At 70.3% G+C, this 14867-nt stretch carries 14 protein-coding genes; 9 read left to right on the forward strand and 5 right to left on the reverse strand.

Annotated elements, in window-relative coordinates; genetic code table 11:
* Positions 1 to 18 precede the first annotated feature (18 nt).
* A complete protein-coding gene (locus STRIP9103_RS19990; RefSeq protein WP_009315538.1) occupies positions 19 to 444 on the reverse strand; it encodes an Hsp20/alpha crystallin family protein in 426 nt (141 codons plus the stop codon).
* A 184-nt stretch (positions 445 to 628) separates the two neighbouring features.
* Between STRIP9103_RS19990 and STRIP9103_RS19995 the strand changes: the two genes are divergently transcribed.
* The 5 genes from STRIP9103_RS19995 to STRIP9103_RS20015 all read left to right on the forward strand — a co-directional run bounded on the left by STRIP9103_RS19995 (position 629) and on the right by STRIP9103_RS20015 (position 6614).
* Positions 629 to 1108 carry a J domain-containing protein gene (locus STRIP9103_RS19995; protein ID WP_009315519.1) on the forward strand — a complete coding sequence of 160 codons (480 nt, stop codon included), beginning with the start codon at positions 629 to 631 and terminating at the stop codon, positions 1106 to 1108.
* 180 nt (positions 1109 to 1288) lie between these two features.
* A complete protein-coding gene (locus STRIP9103_RS20000; RefSeq protein WP_009315560.1) occupies positions 1289 to 2740 on the forward strand; it encodes a lipase maturation factor family protein in 1452 nt (483 codons plus the stop codon).
* Positions 2741 to 2809: 69 nt separating this feature from the next.
* Positions 2810 to 4693, forward strand: coding sequence for a molecular chaperone DnaK (dnaK, locus tag STRIP9103_RS20005; protein ID WP_009315528.1), 1884 nt, complete (start codon positions 2810 to 2812; stop codon positions 4691 to 4693).
* The gene (gene grpE, locus STRIP9103_RS20010) at positions 4690 to 5274 is read left to right on the forward strand and encodes a nucleotide exchange factor GrpE (RefSeq protein ID WP_009315532.1); all 585 of its coding nucleotides are present in this window, start codon (positions 4690 to 4692) and stop codon (positions 5272 to 5274) included. Before dnaK ends, grpE begins: the two co-directional genes overlap by 4 nt.
* A gap of 194 nt (positions 5275 to 5468) precedes the next feature.
* Entirely contained in the window at positions 5469 to 6614 is a 1146-nt protein-coding gene (locus tag STRIP9103_RS20015; protein ID WP_009315555.1) for a baeRF2 domain-containing protein, read from the forward strand.
* A 36-nt stretch (positions 6615 to 6650) separates the two neighbouring features.
* On the opposite strand, the gene STRIP9103_RS20020 is transcribed toward STRIP9103_RS20015, so the two are convergent.
* Both STRIP9103_RS20020 and STRIP9103_RS20025 read right to left on the reverse strand, forming a co-directional pair.
* Positions 6651 to 7013 carry a hypothetical protein gene (locus STRIP9103_RS20020; protein ID WP_048820620.1) on the reverse strand — a complete coding sequence of 121 codons (363 nt, stop codon included), beginning with the start codon at positions 7011 to 7013 and terminating at the stop codon, positions 6651 to 6653.
* A gap of 37 nt (positions 7014 to 7050) precedes the next feature.
* The gene (locus STRIP9103_RS20025; protein ID WP_009315534.1) at positions 7051 to 7296 is read right to left on the reverse strand and encodes a hypothetical protein; all 246 of its coding nucleotides are present in this window, start codon (positions 7294 to 7296) and stop codon (positions 7051 to 7053) included.
* Between the two features lie 391 nt (positions 7297 to 7687).
* Between STRIP9103_RS20025 and STRIP9103_RS20030 the strand changes: the two genes are divergently transcribed.
* Positions 7688 to 8740, forward strand: a complete 1053-nt coding sequence (locus STRIP9103_RS20030; protein ID WP_009315569.1) for a hypothetical protein — start codon at positions 7688 to 7690, stop codon at positions 8738 to 8740.
* A gap of 135 nt (positions 8741 to 8875) precedes the next feature.
* Here the strand turns inward: STRIP9103_RS20030 and STRIP9103_RS20035 are convergent, their stop codons facing one another.
* Together STRIP9103_RS20035 and STRIP9103_RS20040 are read right to left on the reverse strand one after the other, a co-directional pair.
* Entirely contained in the window at positions 8876 to 9370 is a 495-nt protein-coding gene (locus STRIP9103_RS20035; RefSeq protein ID WP_009315523.1) for an Hsp20/alpha crystallin family protein, read from the reverse strand.
* Between the two features lie 115 nt (positions 9371 to 9485).
* Entirely contained in the window at positions 9486 to 10535 is a 1050-nt protein-coding gene (locus STRIP9103_RS20040; RefSeq protein WP_078613977.1) for an alpha/beta fold hydrolase, read from the reverse strand.
* A 646-nt stretch (positions 10536 to 11181) separates the two neighbouring features.
* Between STRIP9103_RS20040 and STRIP9103_RS20050 the strand changes: the two genes are divergently transcribed.
* The 3 genes from STRIP9103_RS20050 to STRIP9103_RS20060 all read left to right on the forward strand — a co-directional run bounded on the left by STRIP9103_RS20050 (position 11182) and on the right by STRIP9103_RS20060 (position 14823).
* Positions 11182 to 12351, forward strand: coding sequence for a polysaccharide pyruvyl transferase family protein (locus tag STRIP9103_RS20050; protein WP_009315542.1), 1170 nt, complete (start codon positions 11182 to 11184; stop codon positions 12349 to 12351).
* Between the two features lie 32 nt (positions 12352 to 12383).
* Complete coding sequence (locus STRIP9103_RS20055) at positions 12384 to 13793, forward strand: FAD-dependent oxidoreductase (RefSeq protein ID WP_234022245.1); 1410 nt, start codon at positions 12384 to 12386, stop codon at positions 13791 to 13793.
* An 82-nt stretch (positions 13794 to 13875) separates the two neighbouring features.
* Positions 13876 to 14823, forward strand: a complete 948-nt coding sequence (locus tag STRIP9103_RS20060; RefSeq protein WP_009315562.1) for a polysaccharide pyruvyl transferase family protein — start codon at positions 13876 to 13878, stop codon at positions 14821 to 14823.
* Positions 14824 to 14867 lie beyond the last annotated feature (44 nt).

Below are 14867 nucleotides of genomic sequence, written 5' to 3' on the forward strand. Positions count from 1 at the left end.
GGTCCGGACGCCTGGCCGTCAGCCGGCGAGTTCCTTCTTCTCCTCGCCGTGACTGATCTCGATCCTGCGGGACTTCGCCTTCTCGGCCACCGGGATCTTGACCGTCAGCACCCCGGCTTCGTAACTGGCCTCGATGTGCTCCACGTCCAGGGTCTCGCCGAGGAACAGCTGCCGCCGGAAGACACCGTACGGCCGCTCGGCCACGACCAACTCCGACTGCGACACCTGCGGCGCGGGGCGCTCGGCGCGCACGGTCAGCACGTTCTGCTCGACGCTCAGATCGATGCTGTCCGGGTCGATGCCGGGCAGGTCCAGGTGGACCCAGAACGCACCCTCGCGTTCGTAGGCGTCCATCGGCATGGTGACCGGCCGGGCCACGGTACCCAGGAGCTGCTCGGCCAGGCGGTCCAGTTCACGGAAGGGATCGGTGCGCAGCAGCATCACCGTCACACTCCTCTCGGACAGTGACAGGGCCGTCCTTGACGGCCGCCTCCACGAACCGTTCTCAATGCTCATATAGCTCAAATCAGTCATATTGACAATGGGTGGGTGAGGGATATATGCCCTTCTCGTAGGAGCCTCTTCGGGTGTGCGTAGGCAGGTCGAGTGGCCGGTGGAGGTGGGGACGATGCCCGGACAGCGACCGCAGCGTGACCACTACACGGTCCTCGGCGTCCCCCGTTCGGCTTCCGCCCGGCAGATCACCTCCGCATACCGCAGGCTGGTGCGCTCGCTGCACCCGGACGCCCGGCCGGAGGATCCGGCGGCGGAGGAGGATCTCGCCGACGTCCTCGCCGCCTACGACACGCTGCGGGACCCGGGACGCCGTGCGGCATACGACGCCGGGCGGCGCGGTCCGACGCCAAGGGCGACTGCCGGTCGGCCGGTACCCGTCCGTGTCACCCGGACCGCCACCGCAGGGCCGGCGTCCCGGAGTCGGGGGCGGCGCGAGGCGTACGGTCCGCTGGATGCCCCGGAGGGACTGCTCTTCTCCGCGTCGCTGCGCGTCGGCCCCCGGTTCACGGCCCCCCTGGGGTGGGATGACCAGGGCCTCGTCATGCGGGTGATGCGGCAGTGGCTGCGGCAGACGGGTACGTGGCTGCGGTAGTGCGTGGCCCACTGCCCACTGCCCACTGCGCCGACTGCCCACTGCGCCCACTGCCCGCTTGTCCTCACGGCACGTTGACCGGTTACGCCGCTCCGTACGTAAACTTGAGCCAAACAGCAGCAACCTTCTTCCGGTGGTCTGCTTCGGGTGGGACGTGGCGATTCCCTCGAGGAGGGCGTCGTGGAGTGGTTCACGGATGCCGATTACTGGCTGGGCAGGCTTCTGTTCCAGCGGGGCCTGGCCGTCGTCTACCTCGTCGCGTTCCTGAGCGTGGTCGGCCAGTTCCGCGGGCTGATCGGCGAGCACGGTCTGCTTCCGGCGCCGCGGTACCTGGCATCGGTCCGCTTCCGGCAGGCGCCGAGCATCTTCCACCTCCACTACTCGGACCGTTTCTTCGCCGCCGTGATCGGGACGGGGGCGGCATTGGCCGCGGCCCTGGCGGCGGGAGCGGGTGACCTGGTACCGCTCTGGGCGTCGATGCTGATGTGGGCGGTGCTGTGGGTGCTGTACCTCTCGGTCGTCAACGTCGGTCAGACCTGGTTCGCGTTCATGTGGGAGTACCTGCTGCTGGAGGCCGGCTTTCTCGCGATCTTCCTCGGCAATGACGACACGGCGCCGCCGGTACTGATGCTGTGGCTGCTGCGCTGGCTGCTGTTCCGGCTGGAGTTCGGGGCCGGGCTGATCAAGCTGCGCGGCGACCCGTGCTGGCGCGACCTGACCTGCCTCTACTACCACCATGAGACCCAGCCGCTGCCGGGCCCGCTCAGCTGGTTCTTCCATCACCTGCCCCGGCCGGCGCACCGGGTGGAGGTCGCGGCCAACCACTTCGCCCAACTCGTCGTGCCGTTCGCGCTGTTCGCCCCGCAGCCGGTGGCGAGCGCGGCTGCCGGGTTCGTGATCGTCACCCAGCTGTGGCTCATCGCGTCCGGGAACTTCGCGTGGCTGAACTGGCTGACGATCGTGCTCGCGCTGTCCGTCGTCGGCGGGTCGGCCACCACCGATGCGCTGAACCTTCCCGCACCGCCTCGGTTCGCGGACGCGCCGGCGTGGTACGAGGGGGCGGTACTGGCGGTCACGGTGCTGGTGGCGGTACTGAGCTACCGGCCGGCCCGGAACCTGCTCTCCCGCCACCAGCTGATGAACGCCTCCTTCATCCCCCTGCACCTGGTCAACACCTACGGCGCCTTCGGCAGCGTCGGCCGACACCGCTACGAGCTGGTCGTCGAGGGCACCGACGAGCGGGAGATCACCGATGCCACGATGTGGAAGGAGTACGGTTTCCAGGGCAAGCCGGGGGACGTCCGGCGCCTGCCCCGGCAGGTGGCCCCGTACCACCTGCGTCTGGACTGGCTCATGTGGTTCGCGGCCCTCTCGCCCGCGTACGCCGCGCCCTGGCTGCCGGCCTTCCTCGCCGCCCTCCTCGACGGCAATCCCGCCGTCCTGAGGCTGCTGCGCGGCAACCCGTTCCCCCACGCACCGCCCACCGTTGTCCGGGTCCGCCTCTACCGCTACCGGTTCACCTCCTGGCGCCGACTGCGTTCGACGGGCGTCTGGTGGGACCGCACGCTGATGGGTGACTACGTTCCACCCGTGACAAATGCGCAGAAGGAGGTGGAAACCGGCATTTCTTGACAACTCGCGGCGTGAACTTTATCCAGACTCTTAGCAGGGACGCAGAGGGAGCAGAGGGAGGAGAGGACCATGGCACGTGCAGTGGGAATCGACCTCGGTACGACGAACTCGGTGGTCTGCGTGCTGGAGGGCGGAGAGCCCACGGTCATCAGCAACACGGAAGGGGCGCGGACCACCCCGTCAGTGGTCGCCTTCGCCAAGAACGGTGAGGTGCTGGTCGGTGAGGTGGCCAAGCGCCAGGCCGTCACCAACGTGGAGCGCACCGTGCGTTCCGTGAAACGCCACATGGGCGACGCGCAGTGGCGGTTCCCGGAGAGCGGGAACATCGACGGCAAGCGGTACACGGCGCAGGAGATCTCCGCGCGGGTGCTGCAGAAGCTGAAGCGGGACGCGGAGGCGTACCTCGGTGAGAACGTCACGGACGCGGTGATCACCGTTCCGGCGTACTTCAACGACTCCCAGCGCACCGCGACCAAGGAGGCGGGGGAGATCGCCGGGCTGAAGGTGCTGCGGATCATCAACGAGCCCACGTCCGCCGCCCTGGCCTACGGGCTGGACAAGGAGAGCGACCAGACAGTGCTGGTCTTCGACCTCGGTGGTGGCACCTTCGACGTGTCGTTGCTGGAGATCGGCGAGGGCGTGGTCGAGGTCAAGGCCACCAACGGCGACACGCACCTGGGCGGCGACGACTGGGACCAGCGGATCGTCGACCACCTGATCAAGCAGTTCAAGAACAACTACGGCGTGGACCTGGGCAAGGACAAGATGGCCGTACAGCGGCTGCGCGAGGCCGCGGAGCGGGCGAAGATCGAGCTGTCGTCGTCCTCCGAGACGACGATCAACCTGCCGTACATCACCGCGTCCGCCGAGGGCCCGCTGCACCTGGACGAGAAGCTCACCCGCGCCCAGTTCCAGCAGCTGACCGCGGACCTGCTGGAGCGGTGCAAGGGTCCGTTCCACAACGCGATCAAGGACGCCAGGATCAAGGTGTCCGACATCGACCACGTCATCCTGGTCGGCGGCTCGACGAGGATGCCGGCCGTGACCGATCTGGTGCGGGAACTGACCGGCAAGGACCCGCACAAGGGCGTCAACCCCGACGAGGTCGTGGCTGTGGGCGCCGCCCTGCAGGCCGGTGTGCTCAAGGGGGAGGTCAAGGACGTCCTGCTCCTCGACGTCACGCCGCTGTCCCTCGGTATCGAGACCAAGGGCGGCATCATGACCAAGCTGATCGAGCGGAACACGACGATCCCGACCAAGCGGTCGGAGACCTTCACCACCGCCGAGGACAACCAGCCGTCCGTGCAGATCCAGGTCTACCAGGGCGAGCGCGAGATCGCGGCGTACAACAAGAAGCTCGGGATGTTCGAGCTGACCGGTCTGCCGCCGGCCCCGCGTGGCGTGCCGCAGATCGAGGTGTCCTTCGACATCGACGCCAACGGCATCATGCACGTGACCGCCAAGGACCTGGGCACGGGCAAGCAGCAGAAGATGACCGTCACCGGCGGCTCCTCGCTGCCGAAGGACGACATCGACCGCATGATGCGCGAGGCCGAGCAGCACGCCGAGGAGGACCGGCGCAGGCGCGAGGCCGCCGAGACCCGCAACCGCGCCGAGCAGGTCGCCTACCAGACCGAACGGCTGCTCACCGACAACGCCGACAAGATCCCGGCCGATGTCAAGGGCGAGGTCGACAGCGCTCTGGCGGAGCTCAAGGAGACGCTGAAGGCGGAGTCGGCAGACCCCGCGACCCTGCGGCAGGCCACCGACAAGGTCACCACCGCGGCTCAGAAGGTGGGCACTGCCATGTACGCCCAGGCACAGCAGGCTCAGGGCCGGCAGACGGCCACCGGTGGCGCGGGCGGTGGCGAGGCCGGCACCGCCGAGCAGGACGAGGATGTCGTCGACGCCGAGATCGTCGACGACGACAAGCGGCAGGAGGGCGCCGGATGACCGGCCCGAGCGACACCCGCCGTTCCGGCGAACATCGGCTGTCGATCGTCCGGGATGACCGGCGGCGGGATCCGGGAACCAGCCTGGAGCCCCGCCGCCGTGGCGACGTCGAGCCCGCCCGGCAGGCGGACGTGGCCGCCGGTGAGGCCGACGTCCTGCGGTCGAAGCTGCGTGAGCGCACGGCGGAGCTGCAGCGTGTGCAGTCCGAGTACGACAACTACCGCAGGCGGGTCCACCGCGACCGCCGCACGGTCGGCGGGATAGCCGTGGCCAACGTGCTCGCCGGCCTCCTTCCCGTCCTCGATGCCATAGACCAGGCACACAAGCAGGGAGAGGTCACCGGCGGCTTCCAGCGCGTCACCGACGTACTGGAGACCGAGCTCGCGGCCCTGGGATTGAGGTCGTTCGGCACGGCGGGCGACGCCTTCGACCCCACCGTGCACGAGGCCGTCTCCTGCACCCCCTCCGACCAGGTCGAACAGCCCACCTGCACCGCGATCCTGCGCCCCGGCTACCGGGTCGGCGACCAGCTCCTGCGGCCCGCTCAGGCAGAGGTCGCCGTACCAACGGCCAGGCGGTGAGGGGGTCGGCTGGGCCAGGACACAAAGTCCGCGAACAGGCGGTTGCGTCGCCGGGGCCGGTTCACGGCCGCCGCGACGGGGAACCCGCCGGACGTGGGGAGCTCGCCCGACGTCATGAATGCTGCGGCCGGAGCAGGAAACTTCCCGGCCGCGCGTGGGCCGTCGCAGTCGGCCAAGCCCCTGGTGGTGTCGTCATGAAGCTGTCGTTTCTGCAACCTCTGACCGATGAGCCCGGTCCCTGGGCCAGCGTCTGTCTCGACACCTCCCGGGACGTCGACGATCCCGACAAGGCCATCGGCCTGCGCTGGCGACACCAGCGGGAGACCCTACGGGCCCAGGGCGCCGATCCTGCCACCGTCTCCGCCCTGGAGGACGTGGCCGGAGCGGACCGCGATCTGCCCGGTCGGCATGGACAGGCCCTCTTCGCCACGCACGGACATGTGGCCCTGGCGGAAGAACTGCCCGACCCGCCCGTACGGGACACGGCCAGGTTCGGCCGCCTGCCCGACGCCATGGTCCTCGCCCGGCAACACGCACCTGACATCCCGTACGTCTCCGTGGCCCTCACCCGCGACGACCCGCTCCTGACCGCCGGTGAGGAGAATGGACAGAGCCCGACAGACCAGGTCCTGATCGCCTACGAGGCCGGCCGGTGGCCGATGAGCAGGGTGGCCCCGGGACGCCGTACCACTCACCTGGTGCAGGTGGGGGAGTGGCAGCACGCCGCCCGCCGCTTCGCCCAGGAACTGGCGGATCTGGCCGACCGGCACCGCGCCGAGGCTGTAGTACTGCGCCGGGACGCCGGTGAGCCGTGGCTGTCGGGCGTCCTGGTCAACCGCCTGCCCATGCACCTCCAGAACAGCCTGACGGTCGTCGAGGACGACCAGGGCACCGACGTCGGCGGAAGCCAAGGTCGGGCCCTGATCGAAGAGCGCGTGGCCGGCGTCCTGGACGGGCTGCTGAGCAAGGCGGACGAGCGCCACCTGGATGTCTTCCTCGCCCAGCGCGCTCGGCATCGCGCGAAGTCGCAGGGGGCGAGGGCTGTCGTCACCGCCCTGCAGCGCCGCCAGGCCCAGGCCGTCCTGCTCAGCCCGCCCACCCGGCTCCCCGAACGGCTCTGGACGGGCACCCAGCCGAGCGAGATCGCCTTCTCGGCGCAGGAACTGGTGGCATTCGGGGCGAGCACCGTGCTGGAGGAGCCCGCCGACACGGCACTGCTGCACGCCACCCTGCGTACGGGAGCCGACCTGGTCGTACTGCCGCCCGATGAAACGCCTCTGGCCGATGGGGTGGGCGTGGTGCTGCGCTACCACGACGTCGAGGACCTGGCCGCCCTCTGAGTACGGCCGTGCCGCGTGGGCCGCGACGGCGTCGACTCACCCTGTCGCATGCTGCCGCAGCAGTGCGGTGGACCCGTACGGGTCGTGAACGGCCAACGCCAAGCGGGCGTACGGGCTGCGCCAGTGCCGCAGATCGACCACCAGGGCGGGCTCGCCTTCGAGCAGCGCGACGAAGTCCCGGCCCTTCGGGTGGATCAGTTCCCCGGCACACCACCGTCCCGGGCGGCAGCGATAGTGCCGGCCCGGCGTGCCCCGCAGGGCCCGCCACCAGGACGGTTCGACACGCACGTCCGTCACCCGGTCCACCGGCACGCGCAGTGTCCGTCTCCCAGCGGCAAGCGCCAGCCCCCAGGACAGGCGGGCCACCAGCTGATCGCCCTCCACCTGTACCCGCACCACCAACGCCGCCCCATCTCCCGGATTGAGTCTCCCGCTCTCAACGTCTCTCGCATCGGCTGGTCGGCGGGCTGCCACCCGCGTCGTCGCGATGACCACAGATGTCCGGCCTCCCGGCGGCCACCGAGGCGAAGATCAGGCCGTAGAGCGCCATGACGGTGGCGTCACCGATGACAACACCGGGTGTGTCGTCCGGTTCGGCGGACGCGCGGGCCCTAGGGACGGACCTCGCGCTCTCGGTGACACGAGAGGGCCGGTCGGCCCAGGACGACGGGGGCGCCTCCACAGATACCTTTCCTCCGTATGGTCGTGGCCGGGCGGTGCCGATCACCGAACACCGCCCATGCCGCTTGATGCCTCGCCCCAGGGAAACGGGCGTCGACGACCGTGCCACGCCGAGGATGCCCATGTGCCTCGTGCGCGCCGTACGGCGGCCTGGGCTTCCCCCGAACAGACCAATGCGCCCCTCGGGCGGACCGACGCGGCCAGTGCCCGCCCGCGTCGCGGCGGCTTACGCCGGCCGGGCGACCCCGGGCATGTCCGATTCGGTCCGTCGGGCGATCTTGTCGCGGGTCCCGCAGGATGGTGCCGGGTTGCCCGGCTGTGGGTGCGCTACTCAGGGCAGCCGCTTTCGTATGCGGCGAACTGTCGCCCCACCTTTCCTCAGGGAGCACCACATGGCAGTGATGACGGAAGAACTCGTACCGGCGCTGGAGGACGCGCGCCAGGCGCACGCCGCGGTCCTCGACCGGTTCCGGGCGGATGCGACGGTCATGCCGCCGGGCCCGCACCGGCAGCTGCTCGAACGCCAGGCCGCCGAAGTCAAGATCAGCCTCCAGCGCATCGAACGACAGGAGCGCGCTCTGCAACCCCGGGGCGTGCTGGGGACCGTGGTCAGTGTGACGCGGTCCGTCTCGTCGGGCGCGGTACGCGCGGCGATGCTGCCGCTGACCATCGGATCGGTGGTCGTCAGAGGCATGATGCCCGGCGGAGGCCCGGCCGCTCCCCGCCGGCTGCTGAGGAACGCGGAGGACGAGTACGCGGCTGCGGCCCGGGCGCTGGCGGCGTGCCGGGCCGGAGAGGTCCTCGCCGAGCAGATGGACGACCAGCCCACCGCCGACCTGCTCGGCTCGCTGCGCCGCCAGGACGAGGAACTGCTGCGGGAACTGGAGAGGAGCCTTGCCGAACAGGCCCGCGCCGTGGCGGCGGCCGGCAACGGTTTCGGCCCGCGCGAAGGCGGGAACGGCGGTCTGTCAGCGGCTCAGACGGTGCGGATCGTTTTCGACCGGGCGCGTGAGTTCGCCGAGCGCGGCGTCCGGCGGGCCCGGGGCGCGGCCGAGGGCGCCGAGCGGGAGATGCCCGAGCCCGGACCCATGGCCGAGGAGGTACTGGGAGCGGTCAGGCGCGAGGAGGATCTGCCGATTCCCGGTTTCAGTCAGCTCAGCACGGATCAGATCGAGATGGGGCTGCGCACGCTCTCCCAGCTGGATCTGACGGTGGTCGAGGGATACGAACGCGCACACGCCCGCCGGAAGAGGGTCCTGGACGCCATCCAGCACCTGCGCGGAGCCGAGCCGTGGACCGGCTACGACGCCATGAACACCGCCGAGGTCACCGCGAGCCTGCGGGACGCTCCCTCCCACGTGGCCCGCCAGGTGCTGGAGTACGAACAGCGCCACCGGCAGCGCCCGGAGGTCATCGCCGCCTCCGAGGCACGTGTGTCGGTCTGACCCAGAGCCACCCTGGGCCTGAAGGACTGGCCCAGGGTGGCTCCCCCAGCGGCGAAGACGGCCGGACATGAGAAGGCGGCCGGACATGAGGAGAGCGCCCGAGCGCCCCTTTCGGCGCTCCCTCTGCGGGGAGGATCACTCCCCGGCCGTGATCTCGATGCGGCGCGGCTTGGCGGCTTCGGCCTTGGGGACCTTGACGGTCAGCACGCCGTCGCTCAGGGTGGCGTCGACGCCTTCGGTGCTGATCTCGCCCGGCAGCAGGGTGCGGTACTCGAACCGGCCGGTCCGGCGCGTGCTGCGGCGCAGGACGCCGGTGCGTTCGCGTTCCTTGTACTCGCCGGTGATGGAGATCTCCCGGTCGTTCATCTCGACATTGATGTCGTCCCGCTTGACGCCCGGGACGTCGACCTCGATGAAGTAGGCGTCGTCACTCTCCTCGATGTCGGCCGACGGGGACCAGGCCATGCCTTCCGCCACCGATGCCAAGGGGCCACCGAAGGCGGATTCCATGAGGCTGCCCAGTCGGCCGAAGAGGTCGTTGAACTCGGCGAGCGGATCGGTGCTCCAGCCGGGGGACCGCCGCTCGGCGAGCCCACCAGAGGCGCCGCGCCGTCGTACAGGCAGTGTCATCCCTGCTCACCTCCGCGGTGAATGCCCTCTTTGGGTTGCCTTTCTCAGGCTTCCCTCCAGCTGGGCCTGACACCGCCGGGGCGATCCTATTTGGTGTGCATGGCACTTTTTATCCCTATTGGCCTTCGGTGCTGCTGGATCCCGGCTCGGGCTCCTCCGCGGGTTCGGTGGCGCGGGGATCGGTGGCACGCAGAATCGTGTGGGCGACCACGTCGGGCGCGTCCAGCATCGGAACGTGACCGCAACCGGACAGCGCCACCAGGTGGGCGTTCGGGATCATCGCCCGGGCCCGGTCCGCCTGCCGAGGCGGCAGCAGACGATCCCGGGTGCCCCAGGCGATCGTCACCGGCACATCGGGGATGTCGCCGCTGAACAGACCCGGTGCCCGCCCGGCTTCCAGGGTCGCCTTGAACGCCGCCGAACTCCTCAGCGTCCGCAGCGCCGCCACCACCGCCTCGGGTGGGCACAGCTCCGGCCGGCCGTACAGGGTGCCGGTCAGCACGGCGCGGGCAGGCGCGGTGCGCACGAGCGCTCCCAGCGCGGAGTCCGGCAGCAGCCGTACTCCCTGGCGGGCCGCGCTCACCACGGCGTAGGTGTAGCGCCGTTCCATGCCGGTCCAGAAACCGGCCGGAGCGATCGCCGTCACGCTGCGCGCCAGTCCGGCCTGCCCCAGGCGCAGCGCGATCAGCCCGCCCAGGGAGTGGCCCACCACATGTGGCCGCTCCACGCCCAGGGCCGCGAACACCGAACCCAGCCAGAGCACGGCCGTATCCAGGTCGCGGGGCACACCGGGATCCAGATCGGGGGACTCACCGAATCCCGGCAGATCCATCGCGATGATCTCCCGCTGTTCGGTCAGCAGCGGGACGACCGAGTCCCAGGTCAGCCGGTGGGAGCCGAGGCCGTGCAGCAGGACCACGGGTTCCCCGGTCCCCTGCCGTTCGTACGCCACCGTCACGGGGTACAGATTCGCGGCCTGGCCCTCTACGAACCATGCCGTCCGGGGCTCGACGACGACGTGTCCCCACTCACCGGCTGGCCCCGCCGCGGGCTGTCGCCGCAGCAGCCGCCCGCTGAGCAGGAGACCCCGCAGGTCGACCGCGGCTTGGCCGACGCGGCCACCACCTCGGCCGGCCGCCGAAACGAGCGCAGATATCCAGGCCATCGCCGAACCCCTCACGCGCCTGTGACTTCCTCCGCCACAAGGCGAAGCTCCGGTGACTGTCACTTACGGAAACACAGGACGAATCATTCGAATTCCGGACAGGGGGCGGAAGCTCTCGTCCGCTCCTCTCCCGCGTTCAGGACTTGGTGGATGCCATGGCCGCTTGGAACGCCTGCATGCAAGGGAAACAGTATTTGTCCGTCGGCGCCCGTCTGCCGGGCTCCTCCCGCTTCCTCATCCCGCACAGCGTCAGGGGCTCGTCCGTCCTCAGCACATGCCACATCGGTTCTCCCGAGGTGTCAGCGCCGCACCACATTTCGTGCATGGTCCCTCCCTCCGCAGCAATGGAGGTCACTCCCATGCCACCACGGCCGCGAAGGGCTGACGCCTTGTGACGGCCATGCGGGTGACACGGGCGGGGAGGGCGACCGGCACGCCTTCGGGCCGCTCCTCGGTCCCGAGATGCGTAAATGCCGCGATGGGGTGAACTGGTTAGGAGCGCGCGAAGTGGGCGGTACGGAAGGCCGCGGGCGCCCATCAGCTCCGTGCGGGCCGGCACTCTCGGTCACGGCCGGGTCCGTACGGGTCGCCCTGTCGTCGCACAGGGCCACGGGGAACATCTCCGGTGAATCGCGAGGAGCCGACCATGGGCGACCGAAGCAGCGTGACCGTGGGGGTGCTGGGATCCTACGGGGGGCGGAATGTGGGCGACGAGGCGATCCTCACCGCCATGCTGGACCGCATCCTGGCCGGACGTCCGGACGCACGCCTCCTGGTCTTCTCCCGCAATCCCGACCACAGCCGCGCCATGTACCCGGACATCGAGGTGATCGGCTGGGAAGGGGTCTGCAGGGAGCAGATCTCCGAGCACATGCGCCGGCTGAGTGTGCTCGTGCTCGGCGGCGGCGGGATTCTCTACAACACCGAGGCGCGCCGTTATCTGCGACTGGTCCGGACCGCCCAGGACCACGGCGTTCCCGTCTTCACCTATGCCGTCGGCGCGGGTCCGCTCACCGACGAAGCGGACTGCGCGTCGGTCCGCGCGACCCTCTCCGACGCGGCAGAGGTGACGGTCCGCGACGAGGAGTCGAAGCTGGTACTGGAAGACGCCGGGCTGAACCGGGCCATCACGGTCACCGGTGACCCGGCGCTGCTGCTCGAGCCCGGCGACGGCGGCGGTGAACTCCTGCGGGCCGAGGCCGTACCGCGCGGAGTGCGACTCGTGGGGATGAGCGTGCGGGAGCCCGGCCGCGCGGCCGAGCACCTCGACGAAGACGGTTACCACCAACTGCTGGCCAGCGTGGGAGACTTCCTCGTCCACCGACTGGAGGCCCATGTCGTCTTCGTCCCGATGGAACGCGATGACATCCGGCACGCGCACGCGGTGGTTTCCCACATGATCGAGGCCGAGCGCTGCAGAGTGCTGCACGGCGCCTACCGTCCGCAGCAAGTACTCGACATCGTCAAACAGCTTGACCTGGCCATCGGCATGAGACTGCACTTCCTGATCTTCGCCGCGCTCGCGGGGATCCCCCTGCTGCCTCTGCCCTACGCGGGCAAGGTCTTCGACTTCGCCCAGCAGATCGGCGCCCCCGCCCTTCGCGGAGTGATCAGGGAGGCCGCCGGGCCCCTCCTGGCGGAGCTGGACCGCCTCTGGGACGAGCGGCCGGCCCGTGTCGCCCACATGAACGCTCGTACGGCGGTGATGAGGACAAGGGCCGCCCAGACCGGTGACCGACTCATCGCCTACCTGGACCGAGCCGCTCCCCGTCCCCTCGTCCCCAGCACCGCGCCGACCGCCGCCGCCATCGGCTGACCGCAGGAGCCGCCGACTCCAAGGGAGGAACCGTGTCCTACCTGATGCCACCCCGCATCCCCCGGAGCGTGGAGCTGCCCCCGCGCCAGGCTCTGCACGCGGGCTCCACCCAGGTGCTGGTCGTCGGCGGCGGCCCCGCGGGCATAGGCGCGGCTCTCGGCGCCGCGAACGCGGGCGCGGAGGTGGTGCTGGTCGAGCGGTACGGATTCCTCGGCGGCAACGCCACCGCGGCGCTGGTGATGCCGCTGATGAGTTTCCACAACGAGGTCAAGCAGGCCGGCGGCGGCGACTCCGCACGCCTGCTGCCGCCCGACCACGGAGAGGGGGAGCCGGTCGTCGGCGGCGTGCTGTGGGTGCTGCTCGACCATCTTGTGCGCGCCGGAGCGGCGATTCGCCCCTCGCTCGAAACCGGCTACACGGTGCCGTTCGACGCCGAGCTGTTCAAGCTGGTGGTGTACGACCTGCTGGAGACACACGAGGTACGCACGCTGCTGCATGCCTTCGCCTCCGGTGTCCTTCCCCTGTCCGACCGCGCGCGGGTGGTGTTCGAGACCAAGTCGGGCCCGCTCGTCATGGACGCGGACGTCATCGTCGACTGCACCGGGGACGGCGACATCGCCGCCGCGGCCGGAGCCGCGTATGACATCGGCCGGCCGGAGGACGGCTGGACCCAGCCCATGACACTCATGTTCCGCATGGTCCGCTTCCACCATGAGGAATTCGCCGCGTACGCCCGCGCCAACCCGGATCAGTGGAAGGGCGTGCACGGCCTGTGGGACCTGGTCCGCGCCGCCACCGACGCCGGCGAACTCGACCTGCCGCGCGAGGACATACTGTTCTTCGCCACCCCCAACACCGGCGAGGTCGCGGTCAACTCCACCCGCGTCACCGAAGTCATCGGCACCAGCGTCTGGGACCTCACCCGCGCCGAGTTCACCGCCCACCGCCAGCTGGCGCAGATCGCACGCTTCCTGCGCGACCGCGTGCCGGGCTTCTCCGACTCGTACGTCGTCCAGAGCGGCGTACAGGTCGGTGTCCGTGAAACACGCCGTATCGTCGGCGAGTACCAGCTCACGGGGCAGGACGTGCTCACCGCCCGCAGGTTCGACGACGCCATCGCGCGCGGCGCCTACCCGGTCGACATCCACAACCCCAGCGGTCGCGGCACCACGCTGAAACGCCTCCCGCGTGGCCAGTCCTACGACATCCCCCTGCGCTGCCTCTTCCCCCGTGACGTGGACCGCGTCCTGGTCGCGGGCCGCTGCATCTCCGGTGACCATGTGGCCCACTCCTCGTACCGGGTCATGCCGATCTCGATGGCCACCGGGCAGGCGGCGGGTGTCTGTGCGGCCCTCGCGGCGGCCCAGGGCAAACGGCCCCAGGACATCCCGGCGAGCGCGGTCCAGCGGGAACTCCGTTCACAGGGCGCCAGCCTTCGATGATCGCTCCGGCCGTATCAGTCGTCCCGTCCATCCCGTCGGCACCGGTGATTGCCTTCCGCCGTGCCGGGAACCCGCTCGCACTGTGCGCGAACGACTGCTGGAAGCACTCCCGGACATCCGCCGGAAAGTGCTGCTGACCGGGTGGTTCAGCTTCCTGCACGGAGAGGTGACCGCCGGGGATGTGCTGGCCCTGGAGCGGGTCCGATACGTGCTGAAGTGTGCGGGCATCGCCCATGACGTCGCCTGGAGCCCCGGTTTCCGCCCTGACGCCCTCCATCTGGAGGATGTGCGGCCCGAGGACTACTCCCACCTCGTGTTCGTGTGCGGCCCGGTGCACGGGTGGCAGATCGAGGAACTGCACCAGAGGTTCGCGCGTTGCGTGCGGATCGCCGTCGGGACGTCCGTCGTCACCCCGGGCAGCCTCGCCGTGACCGGGTTCCATCGGGTGCTGGCCCGGGACGCGGTGGACGCCGAGCCCGGCCGGGACCTGGCGGCCCGGGCACCGGTCCTCCCGTCGCGGCCGGTCGTCGGGGTGGTGCTCACACACGGCCAGCAGGAGTACGGGCGGCAGCGGCGGCACGAGCAGGTCGCCGAGCAGGTCACCCACTGGCTGGCGCGGCAGGACTGCGCCCGTCTGGAGCTCGACACCCGGCTCGACACCCACGACTGGCGCCTGTGCGCGACGCCGGCCCAGTTGGAGTCCGTGCTCACACGGCTGGACCTCGTCGTCACGGACCGGCTGCACGGTCTGGTCCTCGCGCTGCGCGCGGGAGTTCCGGCGCTGGCCGTCGACCCGGTCGAGGGCGGGGCGAAGGTGACCGCGCAGGCACGGGCCTGTGACTGGCCGGCACTGGTGTCCGCGGAGCGGCTGGACGGGCGTGAGCTGGGACGCTGGTGGCACTGGTGCCTGACCACCGGGCGGATGACCGCGCGGCAGATCGCCGCCGAGTTCCGGGAGGGCGTCGTCCGGGACGGCGCGGACCGCCTCGTCGAGGTGCTACGGACGAGTTTCGCCGACCGGACCGGTTAGCCGGGCCGCCAGCCGTCCGCCGCAGGTTCGCGGCGCCGGACGGC

It is taken from the genome of Streptomyces ipomoeae 91-03, from assembly GCF_000317595.1.
In the GTDB taxonomy this organism is placed as follows: domain Bacteria; phylum Actinomycetota; class Actinomycetes; order Streptomycetales; family Streptomycetaceae; genus Streptomyces; species Streptomyces ipomoeae.

Excerpts from the sequence above, each read along its gene's own strand:
- STRIP9103_RS20015 (WP_009315555.1), top strand. The coding sequence starts at position 5,469 with ATGAAGCTGTCGTTTCTGCAACCTCTGACCGATGAGCCCGGTCCCTGG.
- STRIP9103_RS20030 (WP_009315569.1), top strand. The coding sequence starts at position 7,688 with ATGGCAGTGATGACGGAAGAACTCGTACCGGCGCTGGAGGACGCGCGC.
- STRIP9103_RS20040 (WP_078613977.1), bottom strand. The coding sequence starts at position 10,535 with ATGGCCTGGATATCTGCGCTCGTTTCGGCGGCCGGCCGAGGTGGTGGC.
- STRIP9103_RS20035 (WP_009315523.1), bottom strand. The coding sequence starts at position 9,370 with ATGACACTGCCTGTACGACGGCGCGGCGCCTCTGGTGGGCTCGCCGAG.
- grpE (WP_009315532.1), top strand. The coding sequence starts at position 4,690 with ATGACCGGCCCGAGCGACACCCGCCGTTCCGGCGAACATCGGCTGTCG.
- dnaK (WP_009315528.1), top strand. The coding sequence starts at position 2,810 with ATGGCACGTGCAGTGGGAATCGACCTCGGTACGACGAACTCGGTGGTC.
- STRIP9103_RS20050 (WP_009315542.1), top strand. The coding sequence starts at position 11,182 with ATGGGCGACCGAAGCAGCGTGACCGTGGGGGTGCTGGGATCCTACGGG.
- STRIP9103_RS19995 (WP_009315519.1), top strand. The coding sequence starts at position 629 with ATGCCCGGACAGCGACCGCAGCGTGACCACTACACGGTCCTCGGCGTC.